Raw genomic sequence first — 16,729 nt, forward strand, 5'->3', positions numbered from 1 at the left:
AATCTATCCCACTCCGATTGCAAAATTCGCCAACGTTCATGATACTGGCAGAGGCTTCGTCGCGCGTCGCCTCTGGATAGTCGATTGGACGATTCACCTCGAAAATTTTGATGCTCAACAGACAAATGCTGTCTATGATGTAAGGAATTTCGTCGTTCAGGGTAATCGATAAAATAGCCCATGGCAGTCATGCCATCAACTAAACATTTTATGCCAACTTCCGCCCAAAAGGAGCCGGTATGACCAAGGCCGCTCTAGTGCTCGTATGCAAGCGGCCGGCGTCGGGCATCGGCAAGCAACGGCTGGCCGCCAGCCTGGGTCTGGAAGCGGCGAGCCGCATTGCCGAGGCATTGCTCGCCTGCGCGCTCGAAGACGCAGGCGACTGGCCGGGCCCCGTGATCATTGCGCCCGCGCATCCTGAAGATTACGCTTGGGGCGGCGCGTTATTGCCGCAGCGGTCAAAAGTACATATAGAGCCGCAGACAACGGGCAATCTGGGACAACGGCTGAATGCGCTGGATCATAAGCTGCGCATGCGGGGACTGGAGCAGTTGGTTTATATCGGCAGTGATGCTCCTCTGCTCGGAGCAGCCGACTACGCAGCAGCTGGCGAGGCTTTGCTGGAGCATGATGTTGTATTGAAGCCCGCGGCGGATGGCGGAGTGGTCCTGATGGCGAGCCGCCAGCCGTGGCCGATGCTGAGCGGCTTGCCCTGGAGCACAGTCCGCTTGGGCGCAGCGCTGGCCGATTGTTGCCGCGCCGCGGGGAAATCCATCGCGACGCTGACTCACAGTTTCGACGTGGATCAGCAAGATGACGTCGTTCGATTGATCGCAGCCTTGAAAACCGATCAGCGTCCGGCGCGAAGCGCATTGCGCACACTGGCCTGTGATCTGATCCACTCAAAAGAAGAAAATCATGTCTAGGTTTAGTGTGATTATTCCCTGCTATCATGATGAAACCAGGCTGGCTTACCTGCTTCGCCAGTTGCAAAACCTGCGTCGTTTGCATCGCCAGCCGATGGAGGTAATCGTGGTGGATGGTGCTGCCGACGACGCCTGCCGCAAGGTTTGCCATGGATACAGCGTGCGCTGGGTGCCAGGCGAACCCTGCCGTGGGCGGCAATTACTGACAGGCGCCGCGCTGGCGCAAGGCGACAAACTCTGGTTTCTGCATGCTGACAATCGGTTGTCTCCCGACGCAATAGTAGCGATGGAACGCGCTTTTGAGCAAGGCGCGGTAGGCGGTTATTTCCGCTTCCGTTTTGACGCTCCGCGCGCCTGGCCCGCACTGCTGCTGGAACCGGCTATAGCCTTCCGTTGCCGGTTTGGCGTTCCCTACGGCGATCAGGGGTTGTTCATGACGCGACGCGCCTATGAAGAGACAGGCGGACACTCGCCCTGGCCACTGTTCGAGGAAGTGTCCCTGGTACGCGGGTTACGCCGCCTGGGGCATTTTCTGCCATTACGCGAACCCATTCTCATCGATCCGCGCCGCTGGCATCGGGATGGCTGGTGGTACCGCACTTGGGTAAACCGCAATCTGGCATTAGCCTTTGCACGCGGCGCGCCGCCCGACAAGCTCGCTGCCCGCTATCGCTCCACGACGGTCTGACTCCAATCACGAGCTGAGACTATACGAGGTAAGACTATGCATGACACTATCCAGCAATACTACGGCGATACGCTGAGCTCTTCGCTTGATCTTCAGACTAACGCCTGCAAGACGGATGCGGGCCTGCCTGAATATGTAAAGCCGATACTGACGCAGATACATCATGAGGTACTGACGCGATATTACGGCTGTGGCCTGGTGCTGCCGGAATCGCTCGAGGGTCTAACGGTGCTTGATCTGGGCTGTGGCGCCGGACGCGACGTTTACGTGCTGTCGAAACTCGTGGGGGAGCACGGCCGGGTAATCGGCGTGGACATGACTGAAGAGCAATTGGCGGTCGCGCGCCGGCACGAGGAATATCACCGGAAAGTATTCGGCTATGCTGCAGGCAATGTGTGTTTTTTGCATGGCTATATCGAGCGCCTGTCGGAACTCGACCTGTCTGATGCCAGCGTGGATATAATCGTGTCCAACTGTGTGCTAAATCTTGCGCCGGACAAGTCGGTTGTTTTGAAAGAAGCCTGGCGTGTGCTCAAGCCGGGCGGCGAATTTTATTTTTCAGATGTTTATACTGATCGACGGGTACCGGGCATGCTCACCAGCGACCCGGTGTTATACGGGGAGTGTCTGAGTGGAGCGCTGTACTGGAACGACTTTCTCCACCTGTCCCGTGAGCATGGCTTTGCCGACCCGCGACTGATCGACGATCGTGGGATTGTCATTGGCAACGCGGATCTGGCGGCGCGCACCGGGAACATTCGTTTTTACTCTGCCACTTACCGCTTATTCAAATTGTACGACCTCGAGCCGGCTTGCGAAGATTATGGCCAGGCCGTGGTTTATCGCGGCACAATACCGCACCACCCCCACGTGTTTGTACTCGACAAGCACCATCGCATCGAGATGGGAAAGCATTTTCCTGTCTGCGGCAATACCTGGCGCATGCTGCATGACACCCGCTTTGCCGCACATTTTGACTTCCATGGCAATTTTGCGCGGCACTACGGTATCTTTCCTGGTTGTGGGATGGGTCTGCCCTTTGATGGTACGAATAAAGATGTCGGCAATCAGGCAGGGGGGTGCTGCTAGCCATGAGCCTCCGGCGGGACGAGGCCACGCCTGTCCCTGAAGCCCGGCACAGCCGTTCCCCATACTGGCGCCGCACAACCAGTGATGAGCCGCGCGGATTTATTCAGCCGCATGCGTTGGATGAATTATGGTTTCACACCGGTACTGCGTGTAACCTCGCTTGTCCATTTTGTCTGGAGGGCTCGAAACCCGGCGACAACCGCCTGCAAATGATGCGCTTTGACGAGGTTGCTCCATTTGTGGACGAGGCGCTTGAGCTTGGCGTCCAGCAATTTTCCTTTACCGGAGGCGAACCTTTCGTCAATAAAGACATAATACGTATCCTGGATTACGCATTGATGCACAGGCCCTGCCTGGTGCTGACCAATGCAACCGCGCCGCTGATCAAGCGCTTGAAGCAGCTGGAACCGCTTCGCAATCGGCCGTGGCCGCTGAGTTTTCGCGTCAGTCTCGATTATTCCGACGCTACGCGACACGACGCGGGTCGCGGCGCAGGCATGTTTGAGCTGGCGCTGGAAGGCTTGCGAGAACTCCTGGAAATGGGCTTCAAAGTGTCGGTGGCAAACCAGTTCTTGCCTGGCATTGCGCCACACGTGGTCTCCGCGCACTTTGCCAAAGTTTTCCGCGCGGCCGGTCTGCCGGACGATCTGCCGCGTATCGAATTCCCCGAATTCCACCCGCCGGGCGCGCAAGTGAAACCACCGCAGATCACCGAGCGCTGCATGACGGATTTCCACACCGAAGAGACCCGTCGTGAATTCATGTGCGCGTTCAGCAAGATGATCGCGAAAAGCTGCGGCCGCATGCACGTTTACGCCTGCACGCTCGTGGATGACGATCCGGATTACATTCTCGGGAAAACGCTGACGGAAGCCATGCAGGCGTCTGTCAGCATGAAACACCACCGCTGTTACAGTTGCTTCAAATACGGCGCCTCATGTAGTGAACTGAAGTAGTGAAATGAATGCGACGCGATGAAGCGTGGCAATTGAATAAACTTTGCTTTCCGCGCCAAGGGAACGAAAGAGCTTTATTACAGCGTTAAACTTATAGAAGGCGCCCCGTTATGAAACATTGGTGGCTGCTCGGATTACTGGTGTTGTTGACCGGATTGTTCTTTGCCTTTGATCTCGACCGTTTCCTCAGCCTCGAAGCGCTCAAGAGTGGCCGCGATGAGTTGCAGCAAGCCTACCGGTCGCGGCCATTGCAAACAGTTGGTTTATACGCCATCGTTTATATTGTCATAGCGGCACTCTCTCTGCCAGGCGCCGGAGTGATGACGCTGGCGGGCGGCGCGATTTTCGGGCTGGGGGTTGGCGCTCCGGTGGCGGTCCTTTCCGCCAGCGCGGGTGCGACGCTCGCCTTCTGGATGGCGCGCTACGTATTTCGGGATGTGGTACAGCAACGCTTCAGTGACCGCATGACGGCGGTCGACGCGGGTATCAGGCGTGACGGCGCATTATATCTTTTCACTTTACGCCTGGTCCCGGTATTTCCCTTTTTCGTCATCAACCTGTTAATGGGATTGACGGCCATACAGACCGGCACCTTCTTCTGGGCAAGCCTGTTGGGCATGCTGCCCGGCACAGCAATTTACGCCAACGCGGGGACCCAGCTAGGTTCGCTCACCAGCCTTTCCGATATTCTCTCGCCCGCGCTGATCGGTTCCTTCGCCCTGCTCGCCGTATTTCCCTGGCTGGCAAAATGGGGTGTGGGTCGTGTCAGGATGAGGAAAATACATGCGCATTGGTCCAAGCCAAGTCGGTTCGACCGCAATCTGGTGGTTATCGGCGCGGGCGCGGCAGGCTTGGTGGCATCCTACGTTGCGGCCACTGCCCGTGCCAAAGTTACGTTGATTGAAGCACACAAGATGGGCGGCGACTGTCTCAATTTTGGATGCGTGCCCTCGAAAGCATTGATTCGTTCGGCTACTTTCCTCCGGCAGACGCGATATGCCAATGACATCGGTATTGCGCGCGCCGCAGCGGAATACAATTTTGGCGAGGTGCTGGCGCGTGTACATCGCATCATAAAAACAGTCGAGCCGCATGATTCAGTGGAACGCTATACAAAACTGGGGGTGGACGTAATTCAAGGCAGTGCGCGCATTACCTCACCCTGGACGGTCGAGGTCAACGGGCAAACGTTGACTACCCGCGCGATTGTTATCGCTACCGGTTCCCGCCCAGCTATCCCCGCGATTCCCGGCCTGGAGCAGGTACGATACTATACGTCCGACACCATCTGGGCACTTACTGAACGCCCTGAAAGGCTGGTGGTTCTGGGCGGCGGGCCCATCGGCTGCGAATTGGCTCAAGCTTTTGCGCTCCTCGATTGTCGGGTTACGCAAGTGGAGAGGGCGGGTTTGATGGCGCGTGAGGATGCCGATGCCGTCGCGCTGATTGAAGCCGCGCTCCGCGCCGACGGTGTGCGGGTACTGACTCAAACCGATGCCATCCGCTGTGAAAGCGAAGCCGGTGAGCAACGGTTGCTCGTGCGTCATCCGGATGGAACTGAAGAAGCGCTTCCGTTCGACGCCATGTTATGCGCAGTGGGACGAACAGCGCATACCAAAGGTTTCGGTCTGGAAGAGTTAGGAATTCCGGTTTCGCCAAAGGGCACTATTGAAACGGATGCGTGGTTGCAGACACTCTATCCCAACATCTATGCTTGTGGCGATGTGGCCGGACCATATCAATTTACCCACGTCGCGGGGCATCAGGGATGGTATGCATCAGTCAATGCATTGTTCGGCGGCGTGAAACGTTTCAAGGTGGACTACTCGGTAATCCCGTGGACAACTTTCACGCACCCGGAGGTTGCTCGAGTCGGATTATCGGAGGCTGAAGCGAACAAGCGCGGCATCAAGTTCGAGGTAATCCGCTACGGTTTGGAAGACCTGGACCGCGCCATTACCGACGAGGCGGCACACGGCTTCGTCAAGGTACTCACGGCGCTGGGAAAGGATCGCATTCTGGGTGTGACCATTGTTGGAGAGCACGCTGGCGAACTGCTGGCGGAATTCGTACTGGCGATGAAACATGGCCTTGGCCTCAACAAGATACTCGGCACCATCCATACTTATCCGACCTGGGCAGAGGCTAACAGAAATGCTGCCGGCGAATGGCGCGGGGCACACATGCCGCGTCGTCTGCTCGACTGGGCGGAAAAATACCATGCCTGGCGGCGCGGTGGCTAGCAGCCTGTCGGACTTGAAGAATCGAAGCAAAAAAGTGACTGGGTGAGGACAGATTTTGAGGATTTTGAAGGCAAATAGTTATTCTATTGGCCGAAAAAGCGGCGAAATATGGACCAGCCAGACGCTTTTGCAGCCGATTCCCTTTAAATCCGACAGGCTGCTAGGAGCATGAAAATCATATCAGCAATACACTACATGATATTTACCGCTGTCCTATTGTCGGGCTCCGGCTGGAGTCAGCCCGTTAATGCCGCTTCACAAAAACTGGTTTTAACCGGCGCCAGCACCATCGCGCCGCTGGCTACGGAAATCGGCAGGCGCTTCGAGTCGCAGCATTCCGGAACACGAATAGATGTGCAGACCGGCGGTTCTGCGCGCGGCATTAATGACGCCCGCAATGGAACTGCCGACATCGGCATGGTATCCCGTCCTTTGAAACCGCAAGAGCAGGATCTGCAAGCGCATACCATCGCTTGGGATGGTGTGGGGATTATCCTTCACGCGAGCAACCCGGTCGCCGCGTTAAGCCGGCAGCAGATTGCCGATATCTATACCGGTAAAATCGACAACTGGAAGACGGTGGGCGGACGAGATGCGCCAATCGCGGTTGTTAACAAGGCTGAAGGACGCTCGACACTTGAGCTGTTTCTGGCTTATTTTCAGTTGAAGAACAGCGATATCAGGCCGCACGTGATCATCGGCGACAACGCGCAGGGAATAAAGACGGTGGTCGGCAACCCGAATGCCGTCGGCTACGTATCGATCGGTGCGGCGGAATACGAAGCAGGACACGGTGTCCCGATCAAATTATTGCCGCTCGATGGCATCGCCGCGACGGTGGCAAATGTGCGTAACGGTACTTTCCCGCTTTCTCGTCCGCTTAACCTGGTGACACGAGCTCCACCGGAAGGGCTTTCCCGGGAATTCATTGACTTTACTCGCTCGAAGCAGGTATATGATCTGGTCGAGGCACAATATTTCGTCCCCGTCAGCGTCCGCTGATGCACGGATGCTATGGCTGCTGCGCGGCGCAGCCGGCACCGCGACTGCTCTGGTGTTGCTGATCTTCTTGTTCCTCTTGGTTGAGTCCTGGCCCGCGTTAAGACATATCTCTATCGGGCGCTTTCTCATCGATCCGTCATGGAATCCCGGAGAGAGCATGTACAAACTGACTCCGATGCTGTCTGGTACGCTCTATGCCGCAGGTGGAGCATTATTGCTGGCAACACCACTAGGCATCGCCTCGGCGCTGTTTATCGCTTATTACGCGTCACCGCGCAGCGCAAGCATTTACACCCGCGTGGTCGAGTTGCTGGCGGGAATTCCTTCCGTGGTCTATGGTTTCTGGGGACTGACAACGCTAGTGCCGCTGATCAATCAGTTGCATCCGCCCGGTGCCAGTTTGCTGGCCGGGATTCTGGTGCTGACATTGATGATCCTGCCAACCATCGCGCTCACTGCGCATGCCGCGCTATTTTCTGTGCCGCCCGATTACTTGCGGAGTGCGGCAGCGTTGGGCATATCCCGTTGGGGGATGATCCGCGGCGTTGCGCTACCGGCCGCAAAAACGGGTATCGCTGCGGGTATCATTCTCGCAGCCGGCCGAGCCATCGGCGAAACGATGGCGGTATTGATGGTTACCGGTAACGTAGTGCAGCATGCTGCGAGCCTGTTCGACCCCATACGCACCCTCGCCGCCAATATTGCCCTGGAAATGCCATACGCAACGGGTGATCATCGCGCTGCGCTGTTCGTATCCGGCCTGACCCTCATGCTGCTCGTGATGATGCTCTGGAGCCTCGCGGCGCCGCTGGGAAGAAATCGCGATGCCTGAGACGGTTTCCGTGAAATCAGCAGGCGTCCATCGCGATCGCTTCGCGCAACTAACCGTCTGCATCGCGGCATTCCTGGTCTGTGCTGCGTTTGTGTGGATACTCAGTGATCTTGTACGCGGTGGTATGGCGCATCTTTCCTGGAACTTCCTGTTCGATGCGCCGCGGGACGCTGGCCGCGCTGGTGGCATCGGTCCGATTCTGGTTTCCACCGTCCTTGTCCTTCTGGTTGCCCTGACAGTGGCTTTGCCATTAGGATGGATGACAGCCGCGCTGCTCGCCGAATATGTCTCAGCGGATGGCACTTTCGGCTCCGCAGCGCGCTATAGCCTGCAGATGCTTGCCGCAGTGCCATCCATCGTTTTTGGCCTGTTCGGCAATGCTTTTTTCAGCATCTATCTGGGCATGGGATTTTCCATTCTGTCCGGCGGGCTGACGCTGGCCTGTATGCTGTTGCCCATTCTCGTCAGTACCGGTGAGGCGGGATTGCGTGCGGTACCTGACGCGTATCGCCTATCTGCCGCCGCGTTGGGCATGTCCCGCAAGGCAACGTTACTTCATTTGTTGTTGCCGGCTGCTGCGCCGTCACTCGCCGCGGGTCTGCTGCTTGGAATCGGACGTGCCATTGCCGAAACCGCAGCGCTACTGTTTACCAGCGGCTATGTCGACCGTATGCCTGGTTCCCTGCTGGATTCAGGGCGTACCCTGGCGATACATATTTTCGATTTATCCATGAATGTCTCCGGTGGCGATGCGTCCGCTCACGCCTCCGCACTTGTGCTGATAACAGCGCTGTTGCTCATCAATATCGCTGCCATACGCCTTACCGCCGGATGGCAGCGCAGGAAGATCGTGTCGGAATGAGGAAGCCGATTCCAATGCACGCCGAGCCTGAACAGTTCCGGCAACCCGCGTCTGAGAAAACCTCAGGCAAGGAGAATCGCACCTACACTCTTGGTCCAATGCAGGCAGGTCCGGTGTGTTGCGATCCGCAGCCCTTGATCCAGGTCGACAATCTTTCCCTTTGCTATGGGAGCAAGACCGCGCTCGATAACGTTACACTCGATATTTATCGTGGCTGTATCACTGCACTGATCGGCCCTTCCGGCTGCGGAAAAACCAGTTTCCTGTCATCGATCAACCGGCTTACCGACCTGATTCCGGGCTGCCGGATCACCGGCCGCATTCGAGTCGATGGTTGCGATATCCACGAATCTAATCGCGATGTGCAGGCGCTGCGGCAGCGGATCGGCATGGTGTTCCAGAAGCCGACGCCGTTCCCGCTCTCAATCAGTCGTAATATCGAGCTCCCCCTGCACGAACACGGCATTACGCGGCGTGCCGACACCGAGGCTATCATCGAACAGGTGTTGCGGGACGTCGGACTATGGGATGAAGTGCGTGACCGGCTGCATGCTTCCGCGCTGAGCCTGTCGGGCGGCCAGCAGCAGCGTCTTTGCATTGCCCGCGCGTTGGCGTTGAATCCACAGATTCTACTGATGGACGAGCCATGCAGTGCGCTCGATCCAATTGCTTCAGGCATAGTCGAGGATCTGATCGGGCAATTGCGCGGTCGCTATACAATTGTCATTGTTACCCATAATCTGGCGCAGGCGCGCCGCATCGCTAACTACGCAGCTTTTTTCTGGGTCAGGGGCCATGCTGGACGCCTGGTTGAATTTGGGCACTGCCGGCAGATCTTTGAATCCCCCGCACACGAACTTACCGCCGCGTATGTGAATGGCGTGAGAGGATAATTGCAATCAAAAAGCCAGGCTGATTTGCCATATTGCCTGCTCTGCCAGCGTGATAGCCCGTTGTTTGTATAAAGGGGGCAAACCAGGCTGGGCGATTCGCCTTTGTACATCGTCCCGTCCGCACCCAAGATGATGCATCGCAGGGTTCTTTAAATCTCGCCTTGTGTATCTCATGCGCCATTTCTTCCGGTTGAGCTCTCATTGAAGCCAGGCCGGGAACTCTTGTGCCATTCGCTAAAAGTTTTATTTGTCAGCAACAAAATCAGTCCATAATCACGCTTGACACCCGGATCACCATAAAGCATACTCTTGCCCTTCACGAAGTAATCAATATGCATACCAGCGTGGTGAGTGTGGGTATTACTAGTGGAATCGGAAGGATTATTTCCGGCATGGCGGAAAAAAGCAGTTCGAAATAACCGGTAAAAACGACCACTAAAGAGGAGAAGGCGCGCGATAAAAATGCTCTTTGGCCACTATACTTATTTTGCATAAGGAGGGGGCGAGAGAGTTGCTACTTCAAACAGTCAGTTAATATAAATGTTCGTTATCCTTGTTCTGGTATCCCGGACCGGATATTCCGGTAAAGCATAGCTTCCCTTTCGAACTCGATTCCAGGCCGTAACCGGATATGTAGTGCAAGATACTTGTAATCTGTGTGAACAATATTTTTCCTGTATTGTCTGTGTCGTAGCATTTGCTGCCTCGGGTCCAAATTCCTCAGGTCTGAAATTACCTGTACGAGCATCTGATTTCAAACCGCGTCAAAATATCTTGTCCAGATTCCGCCAGATTTGATTATCGACGCATACCTCGTGATTTAACTGGGTACTACCGATGAAATATATAGAGAGAAGGAGAATATAATGCAAGAAACCGCGTGGATGGTTTCCCTTGTATTGATGTTGATGATCACGTTCGGAGTGATTTTCGTCGCAATCAATTCGCACAAGCGCGAAGAGGAATACGGACCGTTGGTGAAGCGTGCATACGGTTTTCGTACCAAGTTATTCTGGGTGGTCGCCCTGGTGTTCCTGCCGGCAATGATTTTTAACCTCATGGACTTGCCATATGATGTCAGCCGCGCCGCGGGCAAGGGGTCACCACAGGTTATCAATGTAACCGGGCATATGTGGTATTGGGAAATGGACCGGGACCAGGTCAACGCGGGACAACCGGTAGAAATCCACGTTACCAGTGCCGACGTGAATCATGGCTTTGGCATTTACGATACGGACATGCGTCTGGTTGCGCAGGCTCAGGCTATGCCCGGCTACACTAATGTAATCCGGCACACCTTCAATAAGGAAGGCACGTACAAGGTGCTGTGTATGGAATATTGCGGTGTTGCACACCACAATATGATGACCGAAATCAAAGTTGGCAATCTTTAGAGAGGAATAAGCATGGCAAGCTATACCTATACCGCAACTCCCGATCAGGGAGCAAAGGCCGGCGTGCTGGCCTATCTGGTCGTCTCAGCTGTTGTATTGCTGCTGATGATGCTTTTCGGCTTGCTCATGAGGATGGAGCAGGCGCAGTTCATCTCTATCGGAGGGCTCTGGTTTTATAAACTGATGACGTTGCATGGCGCGGGAATGGTCGGTATCGTGGCCTTGGCTGGAGCGTCTATCATGTGGCATTTCCTGCGACAGTATGTGGAACTCACGACAAGCATATTCATTGCCAATTTAGTCATATTTTTGATTGGCGTCGTCATGATTCTGGCGAGCGTCCTTCTCGGCGACTTTCACGCTGCGTGGACTTTTCTGTTCCCGCTACCCGGAAATTCGATGGGCATGTGGAGTCAGGGAGCTGCTGCCTTGTTCATGGGTGGCTTGCTGGTGATCGGCGTCGGCTTCGTGCTGCTGCATCTGGATATTGCCCGTGCAATTATCAAGAATTACGGGGGTCTTGGCCGCGGGCTCGGCTGGCCGCAGCTTTTCGGCCCCGATGACGGCAACGCCCCTCCGCCTGCGGTTGTCGCCAGCACGATGGTGACAATTGTCAATCTGATCGGTTTGGTGGTTGGTGCCAGTATTCTGATAATGATGCTGGTGAATCTCTACGTTCCGACTTTTGAAATTGACGCGCTGCTGGCAAAAGGCATGATTTATTTCTTCGGTCATGTGTTCATCAACGCGGTTATCTATATGGCGGTGATCGCTGTCTATGAAATTCTGCCGCGCTACACGCAGCGTCCGTGGAAATCGAACAAGGTATTTCTCGCGTCGTGGACAGCTTCCACGATCATGGTCATGTTCATCTTTCCACACCACCTGCTGATGGATTACGCTTTTCCCAAGTGGTTTCTGATCATGGGTCACATCATTGGCTATCTCAACACTTTTCCGATTTTGATCGTAACGGGATATGGTGCCATGATGATTGTGTACCGTTCAGGTATCCGTTGGGATATGTGTTCGAGGCTGTTGTTTGTATCGCTGTTTGGTTGGGCGGTGGGTGCGATGCCTGCGTTCATCGACGGTACAATCACAGTTAACTACGTAATGCACAATACGCTATGGGTACCAGGGCATTTCCATACCTATCTGATTCTGGGGATGGTAGCAATGGTTTTCGGGTTTATGTACTATCTTGGAAAGCCAGATGAGAATGCTAAAGACAGCCCCATCGACATCGCGGCATTCTGGGGATTCGTTGTAGGCACCATGGGTTTCACGATGAGTTTCCTTTACGGCGGAAAGGAAGGTGCGGCGCGTCGCTACGCAGAGCATCTTCCGGAATGGATACCGTATGACCGCCTTGGTTCGTACTTCGCAGCATTGCTAATTGCCTCCGTGCTGGTGTTCATATTCCGCTTCCTGACCCGGTTGGGCTTGGCGGGCCGCGATTACCAGCGGGCTTCCCTGGCGCGAAGTATAGCGACATGATGAAAGGCGTAACATAACCTATGAGCCCAGCTAAACGCAGCGTAGTGATAACATCGCTGGTAGTTTTGCTGGGCACCGGGGTTTTCTGGTGGGGTACAGATGGATTTACCGCACTGACAGCTGAAACGGCGAGGCGTGTCGAAATACTTAGGTCCCCCCGCCCACTGCCTGCCGTTACACTTGAAGATCAGGATGGAAATGTCTTCAACCTGCGGGACTATCGGGGTAAGCTCCTGGCGGTAGATTTCATCTTCACGCGGTGTACCACGTTGTGCCGAAGTATGGGCATGATTTTCAAGCAGATTCGCGATCTCATACCGCCGGAATCATTGGGACGCGATTTTCTGCTGATCAGTATCAGTTTCGACCCGGATCATGATGATCCGGCCAGTTTGAAGAAATATGGTCAGACTTATGGAGCGGACGGCAAGATCTGGCGTATCGCACGAGTGCCTGACAAGGCAGAGCTCAAGTCCCTGCTTGAGTCGTTTGGCATCGTCGTGATCCCTGACGAATTTGGGGGGTATGAGCATAATACCGCCCTTCATCTCGTCGGCCGCGATGGAAAATTAAGGCTGATTAGCGATATTGATAAAGCCGTACCGTTTGCTGAACAAGTCGTAGCGTTGCTATGAAGCGAACTTCATCTCCTTATGCTGTCAGAATGGGTTTCGGCCTCGGGATATCGTATCTGTTCCTCGCGACGCCAATGGTGCGAGACTGGATGGAAGCATCCATGAGCAGACATATGCTGGTGCAAATGCCATTACTCGTGGTAATCGGGATCGTAGCCTGCCGCTTGCTGCCGGCGCACTGGCAAAATTCCGTGCTTGCCCGTGTGGGTGGCTCGATACCATGCGTGGTGGTGGCATTATTTGCTTCAAGCTACTGGATGCTTCCCCGGGCACTGGATGCGGCATTGAATGATCCACTGGCCGAGATGGCGAAATTCCTCAGTCTGCCGCTCCTCGTAGGTTTCCCTCTGGTTCTGGCCTGGAGGCGCCTCACTCTTATCGGCCGAGGTTTTGTCTGGACCAATTTTATCAGTATGCTGGCGGTTCTCGGTTGGTTGTATATTGTTGCGCCTGTTCGCGTTTGCAACAGTTACCTGGTGAATGACCAGGAGACCGCCGGCTGGTATATGGTTATCGCTTCGGTGCTGCTTTTCTTATGGTGGCTCGGCACCTTACTTGTGGGCGGCGGGGTTGGCCCGGATAAGCCGGACAGGAATGGCACGGGTACGAAGCTCGCCTAAAATCTAGAAAACTTTCCATTAGGAGAATAGAGAAAAGTATGGACTACCACCCGCCGTTAAAACTCATGGAAGAAGTTGAAGCCGCCAGTAAAAAGAAAGCTGGCCTGGATGTGGGAAGAATGCTGGTTAAAGGCTTCATGTCGGGCGCCTTGCTCGCTTATGGTACCGCCCTTGCTTATAAAGTTTCGGGTGGTTTTACGGATGGCGCTGCCGCTCTGGTCGCGGGGGCGGTTTTTCCGGTAGGCTTTGCGATGATCATACTGCTGGGTATGGAGCTTGCTACCGGTAACTTTGCAGTGCTGCCGGTAGGTGTTCTACGCGGCAAGGTAACACTCGATAAGCTGTTCCGTAATTGGGGCTGGGTATACCTGGGAAATTTTTTTGGCTGCATCTTTGTTGGTTTCTTGCTAGCCATTGCGCTGACCGAGGCGTTTATCGAAGGTCACGGGCCCCTCGGAGACAAGATTATCGCGGTGGCCATATCCAAAACGCTCGTGTATGAGCACGCAGGAGTAAATGGTTGGATAACGGCATTTGTCAAAGGGATCCTGTGCAATTGGATGGTTGCGCTCGGCACCGTTCTGGGAATGATTTCGACATCGGCCACTGGCAAAATAGCGGCTATCTGGCTACCGGTATCAACCTTCTTTGCGCTGGCTTTTGAACACTCGATAGTAAACATGTTCATCATGCCGACAGCTATTCTGCTCGGCGCCGATATCACGGTGGGGCAGTGGATCTTCTGGAACCAGATCCCAGTGACATTGGGCAATATTGTTGGAGGTACGGTATTAACCGGTATGCTGCTGCATTACTCTTATAAACCGACACCGCCGGTTGTCGAGGAAAAGCCCGTGCATAACGTGACTCAAACCGTGCCGTAAAAAGTATTCCCATGTTTTAACGTCAGTTCAGCTATGAACGCACGGATACGATGCTAACCGGATGTCGTTGGAATTAGTCCGGTTATAGCGTCACATTAGCAGGTGGGGATCCGCCGGTTCCCACTGCTTACGGCCGCATCTCTGGTTCCTTGTTTAAAGCCCGATTCAGAAATCCCCCTCAATTTTAGAATGAGCTTGCATTTTTTATCCGGCATCTATACCGGACTGCAAGCCATTCCATCGCCGCAAGTTAATCTATTTTATTCCGCATCGCGCCTCATTTTTCTTGACACGAAGTAGTCATGAGTTTAGGCTACGCGGTGTTTCAGGGAGGGCCTGGGGATTGCCCTGGGGATTTAACAGACAAAACGGTATCGTGGCGAGGGATAGCCTGTATTTGCGGGTAGCAAGGGGCAGACGGGCTATAGCCAGAGATACCGAAGCACAACAATTATTACGGAGTAAAGGAGAGCAAAATGGTAGTCAAGCCTTGGCTGAGGCTGGTCACGCTCACATGCGGCGCGCTAATGGCGGCGTCGGCATATGCGGACTTTCCCAGCGTTCCCAAAGAGACGTACAAAGCGCTGAAGCTGGAGCAATCGGCCTCGCCCAAAGAGCTGCATCAAGCGCTGGTGAAGCGCTACAAGGACCCGGCGCAAGGTGCGGGACGCGGGACGCTGGCCAAATACTGGGAGCCGATTCCCATGAGCATGTACTTTGACCCTGCCTCTTTTTACAAACCGCCGACCTCGATGAAAGAAGTGGCGGCGCGGGACGAATGCGTCAAATGCCACACGGACGAATCCCCGGTGTGGGTGAACGCCTGGAAGAAGAGCACGCACGCCAACCTGGACAAGGTTCGCAACTTGAAACCGGAAGACCCGATCTACTACAAGAAAGCCAAGCTGGAAGACGTGGAGAAGAACCTGCGCTCCATGGGTCGGCTGGGCGCGAACGAGAAGCTGAAGGAAGTGGGCTGCATCGACTGTCACGTCGACATCAACACCACCAAGAAAGCCGATCACATGAAAGACCTGCGCATGCCCACGGCTGACGTATGCGGCACGTGTCACCTGCAGGAATTTGCCGAACGCGAATCCGAGCGCGACACCCTCATCTGGCCGAACAAGCAATGGCCGCAGGGACGTCCCTCGCATGCACTGGACTGGAAGGCCAACGTAGAAGTCGCGGTATTTGCCTCCATGCCGCAACGCGAGATAGCCGAAGGCTGCAGCATGTGCCACACCAACCAGAACAAGTGCGACTCCTGCCACACCCGGCATGAATTCTCCGCGGCCGAATCGCGCCAGCCGGAGACCTGCGCCACCTGCCACAGCGGGGTAGACCACAACAACTGGGAAGCCTACTCCATGAGCAAGCACGGCAAGACCGTGGCCATCATGGGCAACAAGTGGAACTGGAACGTACCGCTGAAGGACGCCTACGCCAAGGGCGGCCAGACCGCCCCGACCTGTGCCGGCTGCCACTTCGAATATGAAGGCAAATACGCCCACAACGTCGTGCGCAAGATCCGCTGGGCCAACTACCCTGCGGTACCCGGCATTGCCGAGAACATCACCAGCGAATGGTCCGAAGAGCGGCTGGACTCCTGGGTCAAGACCTGTACCTCCTGTCACTCCGAGCGCTTTGCCCGCTCCTACCTGGAATTCATGGACAAGGGCACGCTGCACGGCCTGGCCAAGTACAAGGAAGCGCACGCTGTGACCGAGAAGCTCTACAAGGAAGGCCTGCTGACCGGACAGAAGACCAACCGTCCGACCCCGCTGCCGCCTGACAAGGAAATGTTTGCCGGCTTCACCCAGCTCTACTGGTCCAAGGACAACAACCCGGCCGCCATCGAACTCAAAGTGCTGGAGATGGGCGAGAACAACCTGCCTAAACTGCACGTAGGACTGGCGCACGTCAACCCGGGCGGCTGGACCTACACCGAAGGCTGGGGACCGATGAACCGCGACTACGTCGAAGTCATGGACGAGAACACCAAGATCCGTGAAATGGCGGCCCTGCAGGCACGGGTGGCCAAGATGGAATCCAAGCGCAGCGCCGGACTCTTCGACCTCAACAGCGCCGATGACAAGATCTCGCTCGGCGGCCTGGGTGGCGGCATGCTCTTAGCCGGCACGCTCGCCCTGGCAGGCTGGCGCCGTCGTGAAAAGAACGAGCGCGAGTAAGGTTCGATAACAA

General features: G+C 55.4%; 15 protein-coding genes. All 15 read left to right on the top strand.

Annotated features, from left to right (window positions below; all coding sequences use genetic code 11):
- Positions 1 to 239: 239 nt before the first annotated feature.
- Positions 240 to 926, top strand: a complete 687-nt coding sequence (locus CRO05_RS03080; RefSeq protein ID WP_097065761.1) for a DUF2064 domain-containing protein — start codon at positions 240 to 242, stop codon at positions 924 to 926.
- Positions 919 to 1,614 (top strand): TIGR04283 family arsenosugar biosynthesis glycosyltransferase, encoded by a 696-nt coding sequence (locus CRO05_RS03085; protein WP_097065762.1) that lies wholly within the window; start codon positions 919 to 921, stop codon positions 1,612 to 1,614. The genes CRO05_RS03080 and CRO05_RS03085 overlap by 8 nt, the downstream gene beginning before the upstream one ends.
- 36 nt (positions 1,615 to 1,650) lie before the next feature.
- The gene (locus CRO05_RS03090; protein ID WP_097065763.1) at positions 1,651 to 2,703 is read left to right on the top strand and encodes a methyltransferase domain-containing protein; all 1,053 of its coding nucleotides are present in this window, start codon (positions 1,651 to 1,653) and stop codon (positions 2,701 to 2,703) included.
- A 2-nt stretch (positions 2,704 to 2,705) separates the two neighbouring features.
- Entirely contained in the window at positions 2,706 to 3,659 is a 954-nt protein-coding gene (locus tag CRO05_RS03095; protein WP_097065764.1) for a radical SAM protein, read from the top strand.
- 110 nt (positions 3,660 to 3,769) lie between these two features.
- Positions 3,770 to 5,902 (top strand): FAD-dependent oxidoreductase, encoded by a 2,133-nt coding sequence (locus CRO05_RS03100; protein ID WP_097065765.1) that lies wholly within the window; start codon positions 3,770 to 3,772, stop codon positions 5,900 to 5,902.
- Positions 5,903 to 6,070: 168 nt separating this feature from the next.
- Positions 6,071 to 6,904 (top strand): phosphate ABC transporter substrate-binding protein, encoded by an 834-nt coding sequence (locus tag CRO05_RS03105; RefSeq protein WP_097065766.1) that lies wholly within the window; start codon positions 6,071 to 6,073, stop codon positions 6,902 to 6,904.
- Complete coding sequence (gene pstC, locus CRO05_RS03110; protein WP_097065767.1) at positions 6,858 to 7,736, top strand: phosphate ABC transporter permease subunit PstC; 879 nt, start codon at positions 6,858 to 6,860, stop codon at positions 7,734 to 7,736. The genes CRO05_RS03105 and pstC overlap by 47 nt, the downstream gene beginning before the upstream one ends.
- A 10-nt stretch (positions 7,737 to 7,746) precedes the next feature.
- A complete protein-coding gene (gene pstA / locus CRO05_RS03115; protein WP_235001264.1) occupies positions 7,747 to 8,598 on the top strand; it encodes a phosphate ABC transporter permease PstA in 852 nt (283 codons plus the stop codon).
- Between the two features lie 98 nt (positions 8,599 to 8,696).
- Entirely contained in the window at positions 8,697 to 9,491 is a 795-nt protein-coding gene (locus CRO05_RS03120; RefSeq protein ID WP_097066636.1) for a phosphate ABC transporter ATP-binding protein, read from the top strand.
- 866 nt (positions 9,492 to 10,357) lie between these two features.
- A complete protein-coding gene (locus tag CRO05_RS03130) occupies positions 10,358 to 10,885 on the top strand; it encodes a cytochrome C oxidase subunit II (protein ID WP_097065770.1) in 528 nt (175 codons plus the stop codon).
- 12 nt (positions 10,886 to 10,897) lie between these two features.
- Positions 10,898 to 12,385: a cbb3-type cytochrome c oxidase subunit I gene (locus CRO05_RS03135; RefSeq protein ID WP_097065771.1), complete on the top strand. Its 1,488-nt coding sequence runs from the start codon at positions 10,898 to 10,900 to the stop codon at positions 12,383 to 12,385.
- Positions 12,386 to 12,405: 20 nt separating this feature from the next.
- On the top strand, positions 12,406 to 13,020 hold the full coding sequence (locus tag CRO05_RS03140; RefSeq protein WP_097065772.1) for an SCO family protein: 615 nt from the start codon (positions 12,406 to 12,408) through the stop codon (positions 13,018 to 13,020).
- On the top strand, positions 13,017 to 13,640 hold the full coding sequence (locus tag CRO05_RS03145) for a hypothetical protein (RefSeq protein WP_097065773.1): 624 nt from the start codon (positions 13,017 to 13,019) through the stop codon (positions 13,638 to 13,640). The genes CRO05_RS03140 and CRO05_RS03145 overlap by 4 nt, the downstream gene beginning before the upstream one ends.
- A gap of 38 nt (positions 13,641 to 13,678) precedes the next feature.
- A complete protein-coding gene (locus CRO05_RS03150; protein WP_097065774.1) occupies positions 13,679 to 14,524 on the top strand; it encodes a formate/nitrite transporter family protein in 846 nt (281 codons plus the stop codon).
- Positions 14,525 to 15,000: 476 nt separating this feature from the next.
- Positions 15,001 to 16,716 (top strand): multiheme c-type cytochrome, encoded by a 1,716-nt coding sequence (locus CRO05_RS03155; protein WP_097065775.1) that lies wholly within the window; start codon positions 15,001 to 15,003, stop codon positions 16,714 to 16,716.
- Positions 16,717 to 16,729: the final 13 nt, after the last annotated feature.

Source organism: Nitrosovibrio sp. Nv4 (assembly GCF_900215485.1).
In the GTDB taxonomy this organism is placed as follows: domain Bacteria; phylum Pseudomonadota; class Gammaproteobacteria; order Burkholderiales; family Nitrosomonadaceae; genus Nitrosospira.